Annotated in this window: 17 protein-coding genes; 6 read left to right on the forward strand and 11 right to left on the reverse strand. The window is 61.2% G+C overall.

Features of this window, described 5'->3' with window-relative positions; genetic code table 11:
• Positions 1-136: 136 nt before the first annotated feature.
• The 8 genes from ACTHND_RS15165 to ACTHND_RS15200 all read right to left on the reverse strand — a co-directional run bounded on the left by ACTHND_RS15165 (position 137) and on the right by ACTHND_RS15200 (position 9591).
• Positions 137-679 (reverse strand): CC0125/CC1285 family lipoprotein, encoded by a 543-nt coding sequence (locus ACTHND_RS15165; protein ID WP_440178795.1) that lies wholly within the window; start codon positions 677-679, stop codon positions 137-139.
• Between the two features lie 174 nt (positions 680-853).
• Positions 854-1525, reverse strand: coding sequence for a LysE family translocator (locus ACTHND_RS15170; RefSeq protein ID WP_440178796.1), 672 nt, complete (start codon positions 1523-1525; stop codon positions 854-856).
• A 31-nt stretch (positions 1526-1556) separates the two neighbouring features.
• Positions 1557-2342, reverse strand: a complete 786-nt coding sequence (locus ACTHND_RS15175; RefSeq protein ID WP_440178798.1) for a metallophosphoesterase family protein — start codon at positions 2340-2342, stop codon at positions 1557-1559.
• Positions 2339-3145, reverse strand: coding sequence for a phosphatase PAP2 family protein (locus ACTHND_RS15180; protein WP_440178799.1), 807 nt, complete (start codon positions 3143-3145; stop codon positions 2339-2341). Before ACTHND_RS15180 ends, ACTHND_RS15175 begins: the two co-directional genes overlap by 4 nt.
• Positions 3142-4053: a diacylglycerol/lipid kinase family protein gene (locus ACTHND_RS15185; RefSeq protein ID WP_440178800.1), complete on the reverse strand. Its 912-nt coding sequence runs from the start codon at positions 4051-4053 to the stop codon at positions 3142-3144. The genes ACTHND_RS15180 and ACTHND_RS15185 overlap by 4 nt, the downstream gene beginning before the upstream one ends.
• Positions 4054-4216: 163 nt before the next feature.
• Positions 4217-5455 (reverse strand): argininosuccinate synthase, encoded by a 1239-nt coding sequence (locus ACTHND_RS15190; protein ID WP_440178802.1) that lies wholly within the window; start codon positions 5453-5455, stop codon positions 4217-4219.
• A 106-nt stretch (positions 5456-5561) separates the two neighbouring features.
• Complete coding sequence (locus tag ACTHND_RS15195) at positions 5562-7463, reverse strand: potassium transporter Kup (protein WP_440178803.1); 1902 nt, start codon at positions 7461-7463, stop codon at positions 5562-5564.
• A gap of 112 nt (positions 7464-7575) precedes the next feature.
• Positions 7576-9591, reverse strand: coding sequence for a potassium transporter Kup (locus tag ACTHND_RS15200; protein WP_440178804.1), 2016 nt, complete (start codon positions 9589-9591; stop codon positions 7576-7578).
• Between the two features lie 186 nt (positions 9592-9777).
• On the opposite strand from ACTHND_RS15200, the gene ACTHND_RS15205 reads away from it, so the two are divergent.
• Together ACTHND_RS15205 and ACTHND_RS15210 are read left to right on the forward strand one after the other, a co-directional pair.
• Entirely contained in the window at positions 9778-10224 is a 447-nt protein-coding gene (locus ACTHND_RS15205; RefSeq protein WP_440178805.1) for an Rrf2 family transcriptional regulator, read from the forward strand.
• A gap of 13 nt (positions 10225-10237) precedes the next feature.
• Positions 10238-11032, forward strand: a complete 795-nt coding sequence (locus ACTHND_RS15210) for an SDR family NAD(P)-dependent oxidoreductase (protein WP_440178806.1) — start codon at positions 10238-10240, stop codon at positions 11030-11032.
• A 3-nt stretch (positions 11033-11035) separates the two neighbouring features.
• Here the strand turns inward: ACTHND_RS15210 and ACTHND_RS15215 are convergent, their stop codons facing one another.
• Positions 11036-11644, reverse strand: a complete 609-nt coding sequence (locus ACTHND_RS15215; RefSeq protein WP_440178807.1) for a hypothetical protein — start codon at positions 11642-11644, stop codon at positions 11036-11038.
• 127 nt (positions 11645-11771) lie between these two features.
• Here ACTHND_RS15215 and ACTHND_RS15220 point away from each other — a divergent pair, with 127 nt between their 5' ends.
• From ACTHND_RS15220 to ACTHND_RS15235, 4 genes are all read left to right on the forward strand, one after another.
• A complete protein-coding gene (locus tag ACTHND_RS15220) occupies positions 11772-12083 on the forward strand; it encodes an autorepressor SdpR family transcription factor (RefSeq protein WP_440178808.1) in 312 nt (103 codons plus the stop codon).
• Entirely contained in the window at positions 12067-12714 is a 648-nt protein-coding gene (locus ACTHND_RS15225) for an SdpI family protein (protein ID WP_440178809.1), read from the forward strand. The genes ACTHND_RS15220 and ACTHND_RS15225 overlap by 17 nt, the downstream gene beginning before the upstream one ends.
• Positions 12715-12792: 78 nt before the next feature.
• The gene (locus ACTHND_RS15230) at positions 12793-15222 is read left to right on the forward strand and encodes an ATP-binding protein (RefSeq protein WP_440178810.1); all 2430 of its coding nucleotides are present in this window, start codon (positions 12793-12795) and stop codon (positions 15220-15222) included.
• Positions 15223-15333: 111 nt separating this feature from the next.
• Positions 15334-16668, forward strand: coding sequence for a chloride channel protein (locus tag ACTHND_RS15235; protein ID WP_440178811.1), 1335 nt, complete (start codon positions 15334-15336; stop codon positions 16666-16668).
• On the opposite strand, the gene ACTHND_RS15240 is transcribed toward ACTHND_RS15235, so the two are convergent.
• Positions 16665-17783: an HPP family protein gene (locus ACTHND_RS15240; RefSeq protein WP_440178812.1), complete on the reverse strand. Its 1119-nt coding sequence runs from the start codon at positions 17781-17783 to the stop codon at positions 16665-16667. The two genes, ACTHND_RS15235 and ACTHND_RS15240, sit on opposite strands and share 4 nt — an antisense overlap.
• An 82-nt stretch (positions 17784-17865) precedes the next feature.
• The gene (creD, locus tag ACTHND_RS15245) at positions 17866-19287 is read right to left on the reverse strand and encodes a cell envelope integrity protein CreD (protein WP_440178813.1); all 1422 of its coding nucleotides are present in this window, start codon (positions 19285-19287) and stop codon (positions 17866-17868) included.
• Positions 19288-19410: the final 123 nt, after the last annotated feature.

Raw genomic sequence — 19410 nt, forward strand, 5'->3', positions numbered from 1 at the left:
TGCGGCCTATATAGTCGCAATGACGCGGAAAATGTAGTGCTTTGTTCACTTCGAGACCAATCGGCCCCACAGCACCCGACTACGGCATTCGGCGTCGGCCGAATGCCGTAAGGCTAACCGGCAGCTTGAAGCGCGATCAGTGCGTCGTACCGGGACGGATGATCTTCGATTCCAGATTGGCCTTGACCGCGCGGGCGTCATAGGCGTTCGGATCGCTGTCCGGCTTGGCGCCCTTGTGCATCAGGATTTCCGCATTGGCTTCATACCGCGAATAGACGACGGTGTCCGTGCCCCAGTCGGCACCGAAAGCGCCCCAGCGGCTCCAGCGATTGCGGCTGTAGAAACGCCAGGAGAAGCTGCTCATATAGGGGTCTTCAAAGGTGGTGGCGCGCTTCTTTTCATCGGTATTGCGGCTGACCACCTCGAACCAGTCGTAACCGGATTCGACCGTCAGTTCGGCGGCGCGGTAAAGCAGGTAATTTTCTACCGTTTCGCGCTTGGTCATGTCGTTGCCGGCAAAGCTCAGGCGGTAACGGTTTTCCTCGATGCGCGTTTCGGAATAGCCCCGCTGGTTGGCGGGCGACACATTGGCCGCGACGGGCTGGTAAGGGGTGGGCGTGGCGCAGGCCGACAGCACGGTCAGGCTGGCGGCGGCCAGGGCGAGGCTCAAATACTTCATGGTGTAACTCCCCACATATGCAAAACTTTTGCACATATTAACCTTCGAGAGTGTGCCGTCAATGTGGCAATATTAGGCCGTCCGTAATGCGAGAATAAGCGCATCCCAAAAGTGTGACGCATCGCGCGAGCGACCTGCTTTTGGATTAAGATGCGCGCCCAAAAAAAGCGCAGGTTACAACCGCAGCAGTTCTAGGCCGGCGTGCCAGATGATCAGGGCGGCGATGGCCATCAGGATCAGGCAGACGCCAAGATCGAACACCTGCTTTTTCTTCGGATCGCTGAGGGTATGCGACAGGGTGACCGCGGCCAGGCCATAGGTGGTCATGGTGATTGTATCCATGCCGATGGCCGTGGCTGCGAAGGCCACCATCTGCGGCGGCACAGCGCGGTGGATATCGACGAACGGCGGCAGAACGGCGGTGAAAAACAGGGTCACCTTGGGATTGAGCAACTGGACCAGGAAGCCATCCTTGAAGGTGGCGGCGATTGTCTTGCCAGGTTCCGGCGTCGCGGTCAGGCTGGAACCGATGTTTTCATTGCGGATATCAAGCGCAGCGCGGAACCCCTTAAAAGCCATCCAGCCGAGATAGAGCCCGCCGGCAACCGCCACGATCTGGAACAGCAGCGGGAAGGCCGTCAGCAGGATTTGCAGGCCGAAAGCGCAGGCGACGAACCAGATCAGCGAGGCGCAGTTCAGCCCGATCACAGCGGCGATGACATGGCTCTTGCGCCGACCAAGCCCTGTGCGGATAGCGAACAGATTGGCCGGACCAGGCGTAATGGCCATGAAGAACATGGTGACGAAAAACGCCCAGTAGGTATGCGGATCGATCGGGAAGGCCATGCTGTCGATTTAGCATGTCCGGCAGATTGCGCTACCCGGAAACGGCCGGTTTTACATGCGTAAGGGCCTCGAATGTCGTGAACCGGCCGTCGGCATAGCGCAATTGATCGATGCGCAGGGTGGTATCGGTAAATTCCAGCAGATTGAAGCCCTGGGGCTGGCGGCGCAGGCGCGTGGACATGCCGGTCGAGGCGCTGACGAACAGGGTTTTGTGCGCTTCTTCCTGGCGCGTCTCGATATAGGCATGGTGCTGGTGACCGGCGAGCACGATATCGATGCGCTGTTCGGATATGGTCTCCAGCAGCGGCCTTTTGTTGAAGACGGCCACATCCAGGGGAAACTCCTTCGGACTCATCAGGGGGTGATGCAGCACGAGAATGCGCCAGGGAGCGCTGGCCGCCTCGAAGGTCCGGGCAATTTCACGGCGCTGCTTGGCGCTTACCGCCCCATTGGCCCAGTTCCAGTGCGGCAGGATGCGGCGGGCGGTATTGATGCCCTTTATATGCACCGGCCCGGCAGCCAGTTCCGGATTTAGCTCATCGATCAGATGCCGCCTGTAACGACCGAACGGATTGAGGAAGCGTGTCAAGTCCATCCCCGGCAGGTCATGATTACCGGGAATAACGAAGACCTCTATCGGCAGGGCGTCGAAAAACGCCCGCGCCGCGGCAAATTCAGCCTCGGTCGCTGACTGGGTGATGTCGCCGCTGGCGATGACCAGATGGGGCCCGGCCTCGATCAGGTGCGCCATCAGCGCCTCAAGCACGGCGGGATCATGGGCGCCGAAATGCAGATCGGAGATATGGGCGATCTTCATGCCAGCCCCCTTTGCACGGCATAGCGGGTCATATCTGTGCCGTGATGAAGCGCGATATTCAGGCCGCTGGCCAAAATCAGCGCCGATACCGCCACCAAAAGCAGTTTGACCGGCTCAACCGGTTCAGCCGGCCGCCACATATAGAACAGGCCCAAAAGGGCCAGCCAGCCGGAGCCGAAGAACAGCCCGCCGGCGACATCGGACAACCAGTGCGCCCCCAGATACAGCCGCGAAAAAGCGATCAGCCCGACCAATAATACAAGCGTTATAACCACGGGGATCCGCGCTACAAAAGGCAGTTTGCGCGACATAATGATGATCAGGAAGCCATACAGTACGGCATTGGTGGTGGAATGTCCGCTTGGGAAAGAAAAGACGCTGACGCCGTCATAATGCATATCGCCGGGCCGGGCGCGATGCAGGCCGAGTTTGATGGCGGAATTGATCAGCGACCCGCCGCCGATGGCCATCAGCCAGTAGGTCAGGGTATGCCAGGCGCGTTCATGAATAAGCCACAGCGCCACGACGGCCGCCACCGCGATTACCACGGGCGTATCGCCGAGTTCGGTGATGGCGATCATCACCTGGTCCAGCCAGGGCGTCCGCAGGTGCTGCAGGCCGGCGTAAACCGCCTGATCCGGCGCAAACACGGCACTTTCGAGAAAGACTTCCTCGATGACCTCGAAACACAGCCAGGCGGCGACGAGAAAGATAAGACCAAACAGTAGAAGCGCACGCCATTCCTGACGGAACGGCGCCGGCAAACGCCTTATCCGCTTGTCCAGCCACTGCCGCACCGTCATGACGACACCCGTTCGTCCGGCATCAGCAGGTGAACGAAATCGGGTTTCAGCGTGAAGGCCAACGGGGATTGCAGCTTCATGACCTCGCCATCGATCGAGACCAGCGGCTTGTGGTGCTGGCTCCAGATCCTGAAATGCGGGGCAGTGCGTTCGATCAGGTCGGGGTCTTTCAGCCAGTGACCGAAGATCAGCCGCCACAGCAGGCGGATATGGGCGGTCGGCGATTTGGTGCTGAAAATATAGGCCGCCAGTTCGCCACCGGAAAGCGAAATCCGCTTGAAATTGCTTTCGGTCAGCTTTTCCGTGTCGGCGAAGCGGTTGACCGAGACAACGACAGCCGGCGTGCGATAGCGGGTCATTTTGCCGTTTTCTTCCAGCACGATGCGTTCGCGGCGATGACGCTTCATGTTATCGGCCACGAAGAGGAACATCTGCGGCAGCAGCAGGAACTTGTTGGTCATGCGCCGCGCCTCTCGATAAACCGAAGCTTGGGGCATGGTGCCGATACTGGCGCAGCACAGGAAGATCTCGCCATTGACGAAACCGGCGTCCATGGTCTGCTCGTGGGTGCCCTTGGCATAGGCATCAAGCGCCTGTTGCAGAGAGGTAAGCCCCAGGTCCACCGCCAGCAGGTTCATGGTGCCGAAGGGCAGGACACCAAAGGCTTTTTTGTGCGCGGCCAGATATTTGGCCGTTTCGCGGATGGTGCCGTCGCCACCACCGATCAGCAGGCGCTCAGGTCTTTTGCTCAGGCGCTCAAGATTGGCCTGCATGTCCTCAGGTTCGGACATGCACAGTTCAGCCACCGGGATTTCGCTGGCCGTGATGGCGGCCTCGACGGCCGGCTCGCCCATATTGAGCACCGTGCCGGATTTGCGATTGATAAGAATATTGAAACCGTCGCCCATGCGGCTAAATGAATGAGAAAGATGCAAGGATTCAATGTGGTAACTTATTGGGTTTGGGGCCTGAGGCCCCAAACCTTTTCTATCCAATAAAAAAGCCCCGCTAAAAAGCGGAGCTTTTTTATTGGAACAAGAGAAGATGTGGGGTCGCGGACCCCACGCCCCATTACTTTCCGCGTTGATCGCGCTTGGCCGCCACCCGCAGACGCAGGGCGTTGAGCTTGATGAAGCCGGCTGCATCACGGTGATCGTAAGCGACCTTACCCTCTTCGAACGTGACCAGATCCTGATCATACAGCGAATAGGGGCTTTCACGGCCAGTGATGGTCACATTGCCCTTGTAGAGCTTGATCGTGACGCGGCCGGTGACCTTCGCCTGGCTGTAATCGATGGCGGCCTGAAGCATCTCGCGCTCCGGCGAGAACCAGAAGCCATTATAGACCAGAGACGCATATTTCGGCATCAGCTCGTCCTTCAGGTGCATGGCGCCACGATCCAGCGTGATCGACTCAATGCCGCGGTGCGCCGCCAAAAGGATGGTGCCGCCGGGGGTTTCGTATACACCGCGCGACTTCATGCCGACGAAGCGGTTTTCGACGAGATCGAGACGGCCAACGCCATTGTCGTGGCCCAGTTCATTCAGCTTGGTCAGCAGGGCCGCCGGCGACAGGGCGACGCCGTTGATCGCCACCGGATCACCACGCTCGAAATCCATGGTGAAGACGGTCGGTTTGTCGGGGGCGGCTTCCGGCGAAATGGTACGCTGATAGACAAATTCCGGCGCCTCAACGGCCGGATCTTCCAGCACCTTGCCTTCGGAAGACGAGTGCAGCAGGTTGGCATCGACCGAGAAGGGCGCATCGCCGCGCTTGTCCTTGGCGATCTGGATCTGGTGCTTTTCAGCGAAATCAAGCAGGGCTTCGCGGCTCTTGAAATCCCACTCGCGCCACGGGGCGATGACGCGGATGTCCGGCTCCAGGCCATAATAGCCCAGTTCGAAACGCACCTGGTCGTTGCCCTTGCCGGTGGCGCCGTGAGAGACGGCATCGGCGCCGGTCTTGCGCGCGATCTCGATCTGCTTCTTGGCGATCAGCGGGCGGGCGATCGAGGTGCCGAGCAGATACTGGCCTTCATAGACCGTATTGGCGCGGAACATCGGGAAGACATAATCCTTCACGAACTCTTCGCGGACGTCCTCGATGAAGATGTTTTCCGGTTTCACACCTGCGGCCAGCGCCTTGGCGCGGGCCGGCTCGATTTCGCCGCCCTGGCCGAGATCGGCAGTAAAGGTGACCACTTCCGCGCCATATTCGGTTTGCAGCCACTTCAGGATGATCGAGGTATCGAGGCCGCCGGAATAGGCGAGGACGACTTTCTTGACGGGCTTTTCAGCGGGTGCGGACATAGGAGCGTGACCTTGCGTTAAACTTCACGCGCGCTTTAAGGCTCAAGCCCCCCGGATGCAAGACCGAATATGTGAAACTTACGGGTCCGCCGACACCTGTGGCCCTTTACACTGTCACCTGCGTGCCCAGTTCGACCACGCGGCCCGGCGGGATATGAAAAAAGCTGGTCGGGTTGGCGGCGTTTTTCATCAGGAAGATGAACAGCTTATCCTGCCATACCGGCATATCCGAATTAGCCGAGGGCACCACCGAGCGCTTGCCGATAAAGAAGCTGGTGGCCATGATATCGAACTTGACCCCATGCCTGCGGCAAAGGCCCAGCGCCTGCGGAATATTGGGCGTCTCCATGAAGCCGAAACTCAGGGTCACGATGGTGAAATCCGCATTAAGCTGCACCACGTCCACGCGCTGATCGGTCGCCACGCGCGGGATATTGGCGGTATTGACCGTCAGGATGATGTTCTTCTCATGCAGCATCTTGTTGTGCTTGAGATTGTGCATCAGCGCCACCGGCGCCAGGCTGGCATCCGAGGTCAGGAAGATGGCCGTGCCGGCCACCCTGTGCGGCGGCCGCTTTTCCAGTATTTCCACCAGGTCGGCCATAGGCAGGCTGTCGCGTTTCGCCTTGGCGGTCAGGATGTGCGCCCCTCTGATCCAGGTGGTCATCACGAGGATCAGCAGTCCGCCGAAGGCCAGCGGCATCCAGGCGCCGGAAAACAGCTTTGTCAGGTTGGAAGCCATAAAGATGGCTTCGATCAGGCCGAGCGGCACCAGCAGCATCAGGGTGCGCGGCCGCGACCACTGCCAGATGCGCCGAATAACGATATAGGCCATGATGGTGCTGATAAACATGGTGCCGGTCACGGCAATGCCATAGGCCGAGGTCAGGGCGTCCGAACTGCGGAACATGACAACCAGGAAAATGACCCCCACCATCAGCAGGCTGTTGATTTGCGGCACATAGATTTGCCCGGCCTGGGTTTCCGAGGTGCGCTGGATATCCATGCGCGGCAGAAGGCCCAGTTGCACCGCCTGCTGGGTCATGGAAAAGGCGCCGGTGATGACCGCCTGCGACGCGATGATGGTGGCCAGGCCCGCCAGCAGGAGCACCGGCCAGTAGAAGGCATCCGGCACCATGCGCCAGAAGGGATTGGCCTGGGCCGTGGGGTCGATAAGGGTCAGGGCGCCCTGACCGAGATAGTTGAGGATCAGGGCCGGGAAGACGATCCACAGCCAGGCTGTGCTGATGGGCCGGCGCCCGAAATGGCCCATATCGGCATAAAGCGCCTCGGCCCCGGTCACCACCAGGAAGACGGACCCCAGGATCATGAAACCGGTGATGCCATTGGCCAGCAGGAACGACACCCCGTAGTGCGGGCTGAGCGCGGCCAGTATGGCGGGCTTCTGCGCGATGTAATAGACGCCCATGCCGGCGATAACGACGAACCACAACAGCATGACCGGGCCGAACAGGCGCGCCACCTTCTCGGTGCCACGCGACTGAACAAGGAACAGGCTGAGCAGGATCACCAGGGCAATCGGCAGGATGTACTGATCGAGCGTGTGACCAATGCCCGGCGCATCCTTTACCCCTTCGACCGCACTCAGGACTGACAGGGCCGGCGTGATGATGCTGTCACCGTAAAAAAGGGCCGCGCCGCAGACACCGAGAAAGAAAACCGTTGCTGAATAACGGCCCAGCGCTTTTTGGGCCAGGGCCATCAGGGCCAGCGTGCCGCCCTCGCCGGCATTGTCGGCACGCATCAGGAAGATGACATATTTGATCGTCACCAGCAGGACGAGTGCCCAGAAGACGAGTGAAATCACGCCGAAGGTCGCCAGGTGCGGATCGGTGCCGGCGCGGGCATGATGCAGGGCCTCTCGCATGGCGTAAAGCGGACTGGTGCCGATATCGCCGAAGACAACCCCGATGGCGCCAACGGTGAGGCCCCACAGCCGCCTGTGACCATGACCGGCTTTGGTCTGGTCGTGAGTATCGCTCGTCATTCGCCTGTCGGCCTCTGCACGCGGAAACAAGCGCGGGTAGATAGCCTATTTGCGACACCGGATGGTGTATAGATTTTGTATATATTTGCGGGTCAAGGGCGTAACGCCCTTGCTACACTGTCACCTGCGTGCCCAGTTCGACCACGCGGCCTGGCGGGATATGGAAGAACTCGGTTGGGTTGGTGGCGTTTTTCATCAGGAAGATGAACAGCTTGTCCTGCCACAGCGGCATTCCGGAATTGGCCGAGGGCACCACCGAGCGCTTGCCGACAAAGAAGCTGGTGGCCATGATATCGAACTTCAGGCCCAGCTTACGGCAAAGGCCCAGCGCGCGCGGCAGGTTCGGGCTTTCCATGAAGCCGTAGTTGAGAGTCACCTTTTTGAAATCGTCATTGATGATCTCGATGGTGACGCGCTTGTCTTCCGGCACGCGTGGCACGCCGATCGTCCTGACCGTCAGGATGATGTTCTTTTCATGCAAAATCTTGTTGTGCTTGAGATTGTGCATCAGCGCCACCGGCGCCAGGTCGGAATCGGAAGTCAGGAAGATGGCTGTGCCGGCCACGCGGTGCGGCGGGCGTTTTTTCAGCATATCGACCAGATCGAGCAGGGCCACGCTGTCGCGGCGCGATTTCTCGGTCAGGGTACGGGTGCCAGTGGCCCAGGTCAGCATGATCAGGACCAGCAAGCTGGCCAACAGCAGGGGCAGCCAGGCGCCCTGTGGGATTTTCAGCAGGTTCGAGCCAAAGAATACGATATCGAGCAGACCAACCGGGGCGATCAGCGCCCAGGCCTGCCAGCGCTTCCATTTCCAGACATGGCGCAGAAAGACATAGGCCAGAAGCGTATCGACCATCATGGCGCCCGTCACGGCGATGCCGTACATCGAGGTCAGGCGATCGGTGGAGCGGAAGGCGAACAACAGGACAAGCACGCCCACCATCAGCATGGTATTGATCTGCGGCACGAAGATCTGTCCGGCCTGCGTCTCGCTGGTGCGCTTGATATCGATGCGCGGCAGGAGGCCGAGTTGGACGCCCTGCTGGGTGATCGAGAAGGCACCGGTGATGACGGCCTGCGAGGCGATGACCGTGGCCATGGTGGCGAGAATAAAAACCGGCCAGTAGGCGACTTCCGGCACCATACGCCAGAAAGGATTTTCCCGCGCCGACGGATCGGCGAGGGTCAGCGCCCCCTGGCCGAGATAGTTGAGCGTCAGGCAGGGCAGGACGAAGAACAGCCACGAACTCTGGATCGGCTTCTTGCCGAAATGGCCCATATCGGCATAGAGGGCTTCGGCGCCGGTGACGGCCAGGAAGACCGAGCCCAGGATCACGAAGCCGACAAAGCCGTTAGCGAACAGGAATTCGATGCCGTATTGCGGCATAAGCGCCACCAGAATGCCTGGCTGATCGAAAATATGATAAAGGCCGAGGCCGCCGAGGCACAGGAACCACACCACGGTGATCGGGCCAAACAGGCCGGCCACCTTGGCCGTGCCCTTGGATTGGACCATGAACAGGGCGATGAGAATAACCGCCGATATGGGCACGATCAGGTGATGCACCTGCCCGCCAAGGCCCGGCGCGTCCTTCAGGCCCTCGACTGCGCCCAGCACCGAAACGGCCGGGGTAATGATGCCATCGCCATAGAAAAGCGCCGCGCCGCAGATGCCGAGGAAGAACACGGTCGGCGAATATTTGCCGAGCGCCTTTTGCGTCAGGGCCATCAGGGCCAGGGTGCCGCCTTCGCCCTTGTTGTCTGCCTTCATCAGGAACAGGACGTACTTGACCGTCACCACCATGACCAGGGCCCAGAAGACGAGCGAAATCACGCCCTTGACCGCCAGTTCGGCATTGGTGCCTTCGCGGGTATGGAACAGGGCCTCGCGCATGGCATAGAGCGGGCTTGTGCCGATATCGCCGAAGACAACGCCGATCGAGCCTACCGCCAGCGCCCAGAAGCCTTCGCTGCCATGCCCATGGCTGGATACGGCCTCGGCCTCACCGCTGCCCTCCGGAACGGAGTCTGATTGTGCGCTGGTTTTGGCGGTATCGGCAGCCGTGGCCGCACCTGTATCAGGCCCCGTGGCAGACGCCTGGGGTTCAGGAGGGGTATCCCCGATCATGCATACGCTCCTGAGGGCGCCGGTATGGCAAGCTGACACAAGGTCACTTTGGGAGGCCCTCGCTTGAACTGCGCGCTCTTACGCCTATTTATTACCACATTCAATCTCGATTCTCGCATCTATCGGGGGCACGGGCGTTAATCCCCCTATCAAGACAGCGGAAATCAGCGTATAAATGCTAGGCAAATGTCTGATAGTCAAAGATTTCCCGTGGCCGCCCACACGCTGGCCTATCTGGCCCACCGTAACGCCTATTCCCGTGAACAGGCGGTATCTTCGTCTGTGCTCGCCGCTTCCATCCCCACCAATCCGGTCGTTATCCGCCGCATGACCACGCAACTGGCGAAGGCCGGCCTGCTGGCCACCTGTTCCGGCGTTTCCGGCGGGGCCTGGCTGTTGAAAAAGCCGGAACAGATCAGGCTCGATGAGGTGCTGAAGGCGGTCAATGGCAGCGCGCACCTGGGCTCCGCGCCGCTGGGCGCCGAGGGCTGCCCGGTCAGCCAGGCCATCCCCAAGGCCGTTAACGAGGCCATGACCGCCGCCAATATTGCCGCGGCACAAAGCCTTGCCACCTTTACCGTGGCCGACCTGCTGAAACACACGGCCGAATTGCCGGTCGAAGTGCCGGCATAAATGAGAGAATGACTTGTCACGCCGTCTTGTCCTGATCACGGGCGCCTCTTCCGGTATCGGCTTAGCCTTTGCCCGCACCTATGCGGCGCACGGCTGGGACGTGGCGGTCACGGCGCGGCGAGCCGACCGCCTGGAAAAGCTGGTGGAGGAAATTCGCCTGCGCTTCGGCGTCGAGGCTCACGCCCTGCCCGCCGATCTCGCCGATCCGGCCACGCCGGAAGCCTTGCAGAAAAGCCTGCTGGCGCTTGGCCGCGCGGTCGATGGCCTGGTCAATAATGCCGGTTACGGCCAGTCGGGCGGCTTTATCGCCACCTCCCTGGAACAGCATCAGGCTTTTCTGCGCGTGATGATGCTGGCGCCGATGGAACTGACGCACCGCTTTCTGCCGGGCATGATCGAACAGAAATTCGGTCGCATTATCAATGTCGCCTCGCTCGCCGGATTCCTGCCGGCCTCACCCGGCGATCCGCTCTACGGCCCGGTCAAGACCTTCCTGACGCGCTTCTCGCAAAGTCTGCATTTAGAGATGCGCGATCATGGCGTCCATGTCAGCGCGCTCTGCCCCGGCTTTACCTATACGGAATTCCATGACGCCGTGGGTGCATCCAAGCTGAGCAAGGCGATTCCGGAATGGGCGTGGATGGGCGCCGACGAGGTGGCGCGCGAGGGCTATGTCGCCGCCGAGGCCAATCGCGCCGCCTGCGTGCCCGGCGCGCCCAACAAGGCCGCGGCCGCCCTGCTCAAGGTGCTGCCCGATGACTGGACGATGGAATTCACCTCCGGTCAGTTGCGCAAATTGCAGCGCTGATAGTTATTCGTCGGCGATAATAATGGCCGGGTTTTCCGGCAGGGGAAAATCGAACAGGCCGAAATCGAGGGCCTTTTGCGGTCGCGCCGCCGTCAGCGGCCCCTGCGACAGGGCCGCGATCTCTTCCGGAGTCAGGTCGCGGCCGGTCGCCTTCTTGCGCAGGTGCCGCGCCTGGCCGATCGGCGGGATGCCGGCGGCCTTGGCCTGCGCCACCGTCATGATCTTCCAGTAGCTCAGGGATAACTGCCAAACCGATGCCGCGGGCTCGCGCTTTGCCGGCCAGCGCTGGCCTTCGGCAAAGACCGGCTGCAGGGGCTGCGGTTTGCCGCGCTTCGTATTGAGAATACGGCAGGTCAGACGGCAGAAACGGTCCGTATCCGCCGGCGTGAATATCCGCCCCTTGCGGTCGTCTTCGACCAGGCCGGCATAGGCATCCAGCGCCTCGTCGCGGCGCTCGTAAACCGGCCCCGTGGCTTCCGTAACGAAAGCGACACGCGCCCTGGCTGCCAGTTCCGCTTCCTTTTCACGCACGGCGCGCAAGCCCTCCCCCGCCCGGATGCGGTTGAGGGCCTCGTGGGCATCGGCGGCGATGGGATAGGCGATAAGCGACATTATATGTTCACGATTTGATCCGAAGGCACGATAGACCCTAATACGACTTTGTGGCAAATTTTTCGTGTACGCATTGACGGATTTTATTTATTTTGCTATTTCACAAAATAACAAAACTGGAGGGCGCATGTCTGAAGTCTATAAGGCCCTCGCCGACCCAACCCGCCGCCATATACTTGAAATGCTGCGCAAATCGGAAATGTCGGCCGGCCAGATCGCCGACCAGGTCCACGTCTCCAAGCCGACCCTGTCCGGCCACCTCAATGTACTGAAAGCGGCGGAACTGGTCGATGTGACGCGCCACGGCACCACCCTGATCTACCGGCTGAATACCTCGGTGCTTGAAGAGGCCATTTTCGCCCTGATGAGCGCTTTCAAAATCGGCGCGCCGGCGGATCAGGCTGATATGAAGGGAGCGGCACATGCGGCTAAGAAGTGAACAGATTTTGAGCCTGGGCCTGTGGCTTGGCGTGGTGCTCTTCTGTCTGTGGGCGCGATACCAGTTGCCGGACGCCCCGATTGCCACACACTTCAGCGTGGACGGTCAACCGAACGGTTACATGCCGCGCGATGTGGCCCTGGCGTTCGGCCCGGCCCTGATGCTGGGTTTCGGCCTGCTTCTCTGGGTATTGCCGGCGCTCTCGCCAAAAGCGGCGTCGCTGAAACGGTCCCAATCCGCTTTTGACGCTGCACAACTTGCCATCATTGCCTTCCTGACCGTCGTCCATATCGTCGTTGTTCTGAAAGCCCTGGGTGTTCAGATGGATATCATTTCCATCCTGTCGCTCGGTACGGGTTTTCTGTTCCTGATCATCGGCAATCTGCTGCCCAAGACGCGTTTCAACTATTTCATGGGTGTACGTACGCCCTGGACACTTTCGGATGAGCGGGTCTGGGACAGGACGCATCGCCTGGCCGGGCCCCTGTTCATGCTGGCGGGCCTGGCAACTATCCTGGCGGCGTGCCTGTTGCCGCAATCCTGGCAAATAAATGTCCTGCTGACGAGCACATTGGGTGCGGCTCTAATTGCCTGCGTCTATTCCTATTTGGTGTCCAAAACCCTGCGCTAACCGCATCCAGCCCTGCTTTTTACAGGCGAATCATCTTGCTCTATAGTGCGGGTAACAGTGATTCGTATGGATGCCCTGATGGCTATTGCCTCTATCGCCTATACCGCCGCCGCGGGCGGATTGGCCCTGGCCCTGTCCACCACCTGGCTGGCCCTGCGCAACCGTACCCTGTTCACCAAGACCCGTGATCTGCTCGCCGCCGACCTGACCGCCAAGGACAGCATGTTGCGCGAACTCGATTCGGCGACCTCAGCCTTCGATGAAGCCTTCCTGGCCGTCGAAGGCGACGTGGTCCGTCTGGTCTGGGGCGAGGACACCCTGCGCCATTGTGGCGAAGCGCTTGGTCTGAAAGATATTGAGGGCGCCATTGCCCCGCAGGTTTTGCAGGCGCTAGGCGACACCTCGCCCGAAGCCGCCGAAAGCCTGAAACAACTGATCAATGAAGGTACGGCCTGTCGCTTCGAGGTCTTCGCCGAAACGCCACCGAACAAGCTCAGCAATACCAGTCCCGGCCTGACCCTGATTGTCGAAGGCAGGGCTTCGGGCGCTACCGCCTGGCTGCGCCTGGCAATCGCCGGCGCCCGCGCCTCTCTGGCTTCCGGTCCGTTCGCTCAGATGGCCGAACGCGTGCCGGCGCCCTGCTGGATCTGCGCCCGTGACGGCCGCATTGTCTGGGCCAATGCCGCCTGGCTGAAAGCCGCCGAAGCCACAAGCCTGGAAGACGCGGTGCAGAAGGGCCTGTCATTCGATCGCAATGCCGATGCCCTCGTCATGGAGGCGCTGGAGCAGCATATCCGCCGCGAAGGCTTCCGCTGGCTGACGGTCGGCGGACAAAGACGCGCCTTCCAGGTCATCGCCGAACCGCTCAACGAAGCCTATGTCTGCGCCTATGCCATTGACGTCACCGAGGCCGAGGAGAGCCGCGAGGCCCTGAAACGTCACGCGAAAGCCCATGACGAAACCCTCGACGCCCTTGAAGACGCCGTGGCCATTTTCGGCCCGGAAAAACAGCTCACCTTCCATAACCGCGCCTTTGAGAAGCTGTGGGATCTGGAGCCGGCCTGGCTGGCCGAACGCCCGACGCACGGCGAATGGCTCGATCGCCTGCGCCAGAAGCGCCGCCTGCCGGAAACCGGCGATTACAGCGGCTTCAAGACGCGCGAACTGGAATTTTACGGCCTGACCCATACGGCCGATGACGAGATGTGGAGCCTGCCCGATGGCCGGTCCCTGCGCGTCGTGCGCCAGCCGCATCCGCTTGGCGGCCTGCTGATTTTGTTTTCCGACAAGACCGGCGAACTGAAGCTGACGGCCCAGTTCAACAGCCTGATCCAGGTGCAGAAATCGACGCTCGACCAGCTTAATGACGCCGTATCCGTCTATGGCAGCGATGGCCGCCTGCGCCTGCGCAACCAGGCATTCGACCGCTTCTGGAATATCGAACCCGATGACATGGCGGCGGTAATGGATTTCAGCCAGGTGGCCGAGCTGTGCCTGCCCCTGGTGCATGATCGCAGCTTCTGGAGCGAACTCAAGGCCCGCGTCACTGATACCGATCCGCTGGCCCGCGCCCCGCAACTGGGCGAGGTCAAGGTCTCCGACGGCCGCCTGGCGCAGTGGCGTACCCAGCCCCTGCCCGATGGCGCCACCCTGGTCGCCTTTTCCGACATCACCGCCACGCGGCAACTGGAAACCGCCATCGAGGCGCGGGATGAGGCGCTGAATGAATCGGTACGTCTGAAACGCGATTTTGTCGCCAACGTGTCCTACGAACTGCGCACGCCACTGACCACCATTGTCGGTTATGCCGACCTGCTGCAGGCACAAACGAACGAGAATCCCAAGCAGAAAGCCTATCTCGACTCCATCCAGTCGGCGGCGCAGGAACTGGCGCGCTCGATCGACGATGTGCTCGACATGGCCCAGATAGACGCCGGCGAAATGTCGATCCACCGCGAGGATGTCCGCCTGCTCGATATCGTGGCCGAGGTGGGCCTGCGCCTTTCCGATGCCTTCAAGGCGCGCGGCGTAGGCTTTGACTACAGCGGTGTCATCGAATCCGGCCTGATCCGCGTCGACGCCAAGCGGCTGGCGCAGTGCCTCGAACATCTGCTGGGCAACGCCATCCGCAATGCCAGTAATGGCGGCGCCGTCACGCTGAACGCGCTGAAAGACGGCGATAACCTGGTGCTGGAAGTGGCCTATACCGGCCGCGGCATCCCCTACCATGTCCAGGCCCATATCTTCGACCGCTATATCGGCCGCGAACGCGGCGGACCCGGCCTCGGCCTCGCCCTCGTCAAGGCGCTGGTCGAACTGCACGACGGCTGGATCACGCTGGAATCGGAGCCCAATGAAGGCGCCAGTTTCAAGATTCACCTGCCGGGACAGAACCAGGCCGGTCGGTCTGACGCCGGACCGAAACTGGAACTGGTCGAAACTCATAAAACTGAGACGGCCGGAGACGATCACGAGGCCGGGGGCGACACGGTCGTCGACGTCGCCTGATAATCGAGGCTAACATTCCGCAACGGGAAGTGAGGCATTCAGGGGTTGATCCCGCCGTGCAAAAAGGGCGATAGGTTCAAAACCGCCCTTTAACACGATCGAAAGCCTCAAATGGCCAAGGACTTGCGCCGCCTGCGCCCCATTATCTCCCGCTGGATGAGCTTGCGCCACTGGCGCTCGCAGATCGTCTTCTGGAGTGGTGGCCTGCTGGTGGGTGTCGTGGCGGTGTTCGTGGCCGTCATCTGCGACCGGGCGCAGGATATCTTCCGGCTGGTGCGCGGGTTTTACTGGTGGATCCCGCTGATCCTGACGCCGCTGGGCTTCGCGGCTTCAGCCTGGGCCACCCGGCGCTGGTTTACCGGCACGCAAGGGTCCGGCATTCCGCAGGTGATCGCCGCCACCGAAATCGTCCGCCATCACCCCGATGCGCTCGATCGCCTGGTATCGATCCGCATCATTATCGGCAAGACGCTTCTGCTGTTCTTCGGCCTTTTGTGCGGCGCCTCGATCGGCCGCGAAGGCCCGACCGTGCAGATCGGCGCTTCTGTCATGCGGCTGGCGGGCAAGGTCGGTCGCATTGGCAATGAATCCGCCCTTCTGCTGGCCGGTGGCGCGGCGGGCGTGGCCGCGGCCTTCAACACCCCCCTGGCCGGGATTGTTTTCGCCATCGAAGAACTGGGCAAGAGCTTCGAACAGCGCACCTCCGGCACGGTGATCTTCACCGTCATGCTGGCCGGCATCGCCTCGCTGGGCCTCTTGGGCGACTATACCTATTTCGGCCGCAACACCACGCACATCATGGGCTGGCAGGATGCCGTGGCAGTGCTCGTCTGCGGCATCGGCGGCGGCCTTATCGGCGGTGGCTTCAGCCGGGCGCTGGTCTTCGGCACACGCCGCCTCGGCAGTGTATTCAATGGCGCGCTGGCCAAGCGGCCGGTGATGTTCGCCGCCCTGTGCGGCCTGCTGGTGGCGGTCATCGGCGTCTCGACCGGCGGCATGATTTTCGGCACCGGCTATACCGAGGCCAAGGCCCTTCTGACCGGCAGCGGCCATATCGCCCACGGCTACGGCCCGCTCAAGGTGCTGGGCACGCTTCTGTCGTGCGTCAGCGGCATTCCGGGCGGCATTTTCGCCCCGTCACTGGCGGCAGGGGCGGGCCTGGGCGCCGACATGCAGATGCTGGTGCCGATGGTACCGGTGGCCACCATGGCCCTGCTCGGCATGGTCGGTTATTTTTCCGGCGTCGTGCAGTCGCCGCTGACCTCGTTCGTGATCGTGCTCGAAATGACCAATGACCACGATATGGTCATCCCGCTGATGGCCACCAGCCTTCTGGCCTATGGCGTCTCCAAGCTGGTCTGCCCGCGCCCGCTCTATCACAGCTTGTCGCAGGGCTTCGTCAGACAGGAACGGACTTTACGCGGCGAAACACCTAAAAACGGCTAGTTCTCCGTGTGGAACAGAGCGCGCATCATGTCTGAACTGCTGATGATCCCCGCCAGCCGGCGCTCGCCATCAATCACCAGCACATGGCGTTTGTCGCCCTGACGGAACAGCGGCATCATCTTGTCGAGCAGAGTGTCTATACCGGTGCTGACATAGTCCTCGCGCATGATCTGGCCGGCAACCTCCGGAATTTCCGAATGCAACTGGCCAGAGCGCGTGATCAGGCGCTGCAGGCCGTTTTCCGGATTTTCCGCGTCGAGCAGCGCCGCCTGATGCAGGACATCGTCACGCGTCAGCAGGCCGTGAATGCGACGCCGGCGATCAACCACCGGCAGGGCCTTGATGTCGTGGCTTTCCATCAGCCGCCAGGCGTCCTTCAAATGCGTGCCGAAGTGGACGCTAATGACCGGCGCGGTCATGATATCGGCGCAGGTCTGCCGGCCGGCCATGCGTCGCCAGGCGCGCAATTCGCTGATTTCCAGCAGGCGGGCCAGGTCGTCCGGCGCGATGTCGAGGACTTCGTTATGCTCCGCCAGCGCCGCCGCCAGGTCTTCCTCGCGGATGCGCAGCAAGCCCGACCGCGGCGAGGTGGCGGGAATGGCGACGTGCGGATAGCTCTTGCCCGTCAGGAAGTTGTATATCAGGCCCATGACGACCAGCAGAACCGAATTGGTAAAGGCGGGGAACAGAGCGAACATCGGCGCCTGGGTATGGGTCAGCACCACCAGCAGGGCCATGGCCCCGCCGGGCGGATGGATGCAGCGCAGGGTGAACATGGCGCCGATGGCCAGGCCCACGGCCACGCTGGCGGCAATGACCGGATCGGGGATCAGGTTGCAGGCCAGAAGGCCCGCTATGGCAGAAACCGTATTGCCGCCCACCACCGACCACGGCTGGGCCAGCGGACTGGACGGCACGGCAAAGACCAGCACCGCGCTGGCACCGAGCGGCGCCACCAGCCAGGGCGTCAGGTGCAGGTATCGGGCGATCAGCAGGCTGATCAGCGCGGTGAAGGCAATGCCGATGCCGCCGCCAATGGCGCTGCGCAGACGCTCGGTATGTTTTACCGGCATCGAGCGGGGATAAAAAGCCTTCAGCCCTTCGGAAAGAGTCATGGACCACCAACGCGAACAAAAGAGGCGCGGGTTCTAACCGCCCGCGCCTCTTCGTCAAAGCCATTTTTTCTGAGGTCGCGCGTTAGGTGACCTCAGGCTCACGGCCATACCAGTTGATGTTCCGCGTCAGCACCATAACGGTGGCGATGACCACGAAGGCTGCCACGGCGCCGATCAGCAGCGCATAGTCTTCCATGCGCATGAGCGTATAGATCATGCCGTACAGCAGGGAAAAGACTACCAGCGCCGCCAGGCCACGCAGTCGGCTTTTGAACACCATGCCAGCATAGACCGAGATCAGGCCGACCGTGGCCCCGGCCGCAGCGAGAAAGGCCAGGTCGAAACCAATCCGCTCGGCCAATGACAGAAGCAGCAGGTAGAAGGTGATCTGCGCCAGACCGATCAGGATATATTGCGCCGGGTGCAGTTCGCGTTTCGAGGTGCTCTCGAAAACGAAATAGGTCAGGAACACCAGCCCCACGAAGAGCAGGGCATATTTCAGCGACCGGCCGACATTCTTGTATGGGTTGGTCTGCTCGACAAAGGAGACTGACAGTTCCGATTTACCCAGAGAGGACAGGCTGTCGAGATTGATCACCGCCGGCAGGCCGCGGGCAATGAAGGGCACCGACCAGGTGGCTTTGAAGCCCGCTTTCAGATCCTCCTCGCCTTTCATCAACGGGGTTTGCTGATCGTGATGGAAGGCGCGCGTGGCCGGCAGAAACCCGCCGCCGAAGGAGGGCGAATTCCAGTCACCAGACAGCGTCACCTCGGATGATTTGGCATAGGCCAGAACGCCCAGTTTCTGTGCGCCGGTAAAGCTCATATCGAGGGTCACATCATGCGGTTTCGTCATGTCAAGCAAAGCCATCGGGCTGGAAAACAGGTCAAGCTGGCCGTTGCCGCCATCGGTATTGATATTCTGCGCCCCTTCCGGGGCCGGGGCGAGCGTCACCGGCTGGCCGTCGATCAACGCCACGATATCCTTGCGGGCGCCGCGCGAATCCGAGGCGCCGGCAATCAGTTGCGCCCGGCTCCAGTCAAGCGTGGCATTGGCCGGCGCCGTCACCTGCGACAGGTCGAAACGCGCGGTGAAATGCAGGTCGGTGGCATAGACCGGCACGCGGAACAGTGACCGCGAGCGCACCTCGCTCTTGCTGGTGGCCACCGCATTGCCCGTCACCGGAAAGACGATCAACTGGCCGGTCTGGGAAGGCGTTGTGGTCTTGTTGCCCTGGCTGTCGATCTCGGTTTTTGGCGGGGTGGTGTAAGGCACGGCGATCACCGGCCCCAGAAAGGTTTGCGGGCCGCCCATCAGGCCGCCAATCTCGCGTGTCACCTCTTCGGCGCGGTGGGTGCGGTCGAGCAGCAGCAGGAAAACACAGCCCGCCGGGACGGACATCAGGACGGCGAGGATACAGACGATCAGAAGCTTTGTGCCCTTGCTGCGGCTGATGATCTGTCGCGGCGGAGACACGTATTGCGGTGTGGATGGCGTGGACATTGAGGGTTTCCTTGGACTGTGTCCATTACGGCAGGCGAAAAGCTCTGCCGACGTCAACTTACCACAACTTGAACAGTGTTCAATACAATATTTGAACAGCGTTCACAAACATGCGCAATGCCA

This window comes from Asticcacaulis sp., from assembly GCF_051954415.1.
Lineage (GTDB): Bacteria > Pseudomonadota > Alphaproteobacteria > Caulobacterales > Caulobacteraceae > Asticcacaulis.

What these genes read in the sequence shown, in the direction of transcription:
- ACTHND_RS15185 (WP_440178800.1), bottom strand. Translation starts at nt 4,053, where the DNA reads ATGGGCGACGGTTTCAATATTCTTATCAATCGCAAATCCGGCACGGTG.
- creD (WP_440178813.1), bottom strand. Translation starts at nt 19,287, where the DNA reads ATGTCCACGCCATCCACACCGCAATACGTGTCTCCGCCGCGACAGATC.
- ACTHND_RS15170 (WP_440178796.1), bottom strand. Translation starts at nt 1,525, where the DNA reads ATGGCCTTCCCGATCGATCCGCATACCTACTGGGCGTTTTTCGTCACC.
- ACTHND_RS15190 (WP_440178802.1), bottom strand. Translation starts at nt 5,455, where the DNA reads ATGTCCGCACCCGCTGAAAAGCCCGTCAAGAAAGTCGTCCTCGCCTAT.
- ACTHND_RS15180 (WP_440178799.1), bottom strand. Translation starts at nt 3,145, where the DNA reads ATGACGGTGCGGCAGTGGCTGGACAAGCGGATAAGGCGTTTGCCGGCG.
- ACTHND_RS15205 (WP_440178805.1), top strand. Translation starts at nt 9,778, where the DNA reads ATGTCTGATAGTCAAAGATTTCCCGTGGCCGCCCACACGCTGGCCTAT.
- ACTHND_RS15215 (WP_440178807.1), bottom strand. Translation starts at nt 11,644, where the DNA reads ATGTCGCTTATCGCCTATCCCATCGCCGCCGATGCCCACGAGGCCCTC.
- ACTHND_RS15220 (WP_440178808.1), top strand. Translation starts at nt 11,772, where the DNA reads ATGTCTGAAGTCTATAAGGCCCTCGCCGACCCAACCCGCCGCCATATA.
- ACTHND_RS15225 (WP_440178809.1), top strand. Translation starts at nt 12,067, where the DNA reads ATGCGGCTAAGAAGTGAACAGATTTTGAGCCTGGGCCTGTGGCTTGGC.
- ACTHND_RS15230 (WP_440178810.1), top strand. Translation starts at nt 12,793, where the DNA reads ATGGCTATTGCCTCTATCGCCTATACCGCCGCCGCGGGCGGATTGGCC.
- ACTHND_RS15235 (WP_440178811.1), top strand. Translation starts at nt 15,334, where the DNA reads ATGGCCAAGGACTTGCGCCGCCTGCGCCCCATTATCTCCCGCTGGATG.
- ACTHND_RS15175 (WP_440178798.1), bottom strand. Translation starts at nt 2,342, where the DNA reads ATGAAGATCGCCCATATCTCCGATCTGCATTTCGGCGCCCATGATCCC.
- ACTHND_RS15200 (WP_440178804.1), bottom strand. Translation starts at nt 9,591, where the DNA reads ATGATCGGGGATACCCCTCCTGAACCCCAGGCGTCTGCCACGGGGCCT.
- ACTHND_RS15240 (WP_440178812.1), bottom strand. Translation starts at nt 17,783, where the DNA reads ATGACTCTTTCCGAAGGGCTGAAGGCTTTTTATCCCCGCTCGATGCCG.
- ACTHND_RS15165 (WP_440178795.1), bottom strand. Translation starts at nt 679, where the DNA reads ATGAAGTATTTGAGCCTCGCCCTGGCCGCCGCCAGCCTGACCGTGCTG.
- ACTHND_RS15195 (WP_440178803.1), bottom strand. Translation starts at nt 7,463, where the DNA reads ATGACGAGCGATACTCACGACCAGACCAAAGCCGGTCATGGTCACAGG.